The organism is Mycobacterium simiae, assembly GCF_008370645.1.
Lineage (GTDB): Bacteria > Actinomycetota > Actinomycetes > Mycobacteriales > Mycobacteriaceae > Mycobacterium > Mycobacterium simiae_A.
This window is the reverse complement of record NZ_VTZN01000378.1, coordinates 1-1483: the sequence shown is the minus strand read 5'-3', so window position 1 is coordinate 1483 and position 1483 is coordinate 1. Positions and strand designations below refer to the sequence as shown.

The window sequence follows — 1483 nt, the reverse complement described above, 5'->3', positions numbered from 1 at the left end:
ACCGCCGGCCCCACCAACACCCCCAACAAGCGCTGATAGGCCGCCGCGACCGCCGGCACCACCGGCACCGCCGGCACCGCCACTGCCGCCCGCCAGCCCATCTCGATACGTGGCGTTCGACGGGCCCACTGCGCCAGCATTACCACCAGCACCACCGGCACCACCGGCACCACCACGACCACCCTGAAGGCTCGACGTGGCATCGGGGGCAAGCCCGCCGGTCCCGCCGTTGCCGCCGGCGGCGGCGGCCCCGCCAACAGCGCTACGTCCGCTCGGCGCCCCGGAAGCGCTCATCCCGCCGGCCCCGCCGACACCACCGGTCCCGGCATCACCGCCAGCCCCGCCAGCCCCGCCGTCACCAGCGAGGCTAGCAAAGTCGCGGAAACGGACAGTCCCACCGTGACCGCCGGTCCCACCGTGACCGCCGGCACCGGCGGCCCCACCGACCCCGCCGTTACCGCTGGCACCGGCGGCAGCACTCGCCCCACCGCCAGCTCCGCCAGCTCCGCCATCACCACCAGCACCCGCAGCGCCGCCGGCCCCGCCAGCCCCTGCGGTGGGGGCCTTCGTATCAGACGATAGGACGTTGCCGCCAACCCCGCCCGCTCCGCCGTCACCGCCAACACCGGCCGCCCCGCCAGCCCCGCCAGCGCCAGCGTGGGCCTGTGACACACCACCAGCCCCGCCGGCGCCGCCGTCACCACCAGCACCCGCCGCCCCGCCAGCCCCGCCTTTACCACTGACATTGTTCGCCGGGTCGCCGCCACCGACCCCGCCAGCCCCACCGTCACCGCCAGCACCCGCGGCCCCACCGACCCCGCCGTCACCGCCGGTCCCACCAGTGGCCGACCCACCAACCCCACCGCTGCCACCGCCACCGCCGACACCACCCACACCACCGGCACCACCATTCGGGTCCCCACCCGCGACAGTGCTGCCCTTGGCGCCTGCGCCTCCGACACCACCCACACCCCCAGCACCACCAGCACCACCCATGCCGCCATCACCAGTGCCCGAACCGCCCGCACCCCCAGCACCTCCGGCACCACCCACACCCCCAGCACCTCCGGCACCCCCATGACCAGCCATCGCACCGCCCGCGCCGCCGGCACCGCCATTACCACCCGGCCCACCCGCTAACCCGTCACTACCGGCATCGCTCGGGTTTACCCCGTCGGCACCCGACAAGCCCGCAGCACCGTTACCGCCACGACCTCCGTCACCACCGTTGCCGACCAATCCGCCGTTGCCGCCGGCCCCGCCGTGACCGGCCACCTGGCCTGGGGCACTGGCGTTATAGCCGGCCCCACCAGCGCCGCCATTGCCCCCACCGCTGACCGCGGCGCCGCTGGCACCCACCAGCCCGGTCGTAGACCCATAACCCCCCGCACCGCCAGCCCCGGGCGCACCCGGATTACCGCCATCACCACCGGCACCACCATCAGGATGGGCCACATCACCGGCCATACCGGCCGCGCCATCA

General features: G+C 74.9%; 1 pseudogene. It reads right to left on the bottom strand.

The annotated features are described in order from the left end of the window. Positions 1-1483, bottom strand: a pseudogene (locus F0Q45_RS30415) (hypothetical protein); the annotation flags it as partial.